Source organism: Stenotrophomonas sp. SrG (genome assembly GCF_050031795.1).
Lineage (GTDB): Bacteria > Pseudomonadota > Gammaproteobacteria > Xanthomonadales > Xanthomonadaceae > Stenotrophomonas > Stenotrophomonas rhizophila_A.
In genome coordinates, this window is the sequence record NZ_JBNBBE010000975.1 from 1 (window position 1) to 242 (window position 242).

Genomic DNA, 242 nt, shown 5'->3' on the forward strand with positions numbered 1-242 from the left:
CGCGCGAGCAGAGCGCGTTCCAGCGCATGCTGGACGTCTTCCGCCGCATTTACGAGCGGTTCGGGTGCCTGCCGGTGGAAACCCCGGTGTTCGAGCTGTCCGACGTGCTGCTGACCAAGTCGGGTGGCGAGACCGAGCGCCAGGTGTATTGCGTGCAGTCGACCGGCGCGTTGGCCACGGCGGGCGCAGCGGGTGTGTAGAGCCTGCCGGGGCTGGGGCTGAGCTTCGACCTGCCCGTCCGG

General features: G+C 69.8%; 1 pseudogene. It reads left to right on the forward strand.

Going from position 1 to position 242, the window contains the following annotated elements:
- Positions 1-191 (forward strand): annotated as a pseudogene (locus ACQG3P_RS22400) (histidine--tRNA ligase); the annotation flags it as partial.
- Positions 192-242 lie beyond the last annotated feature (51 nt).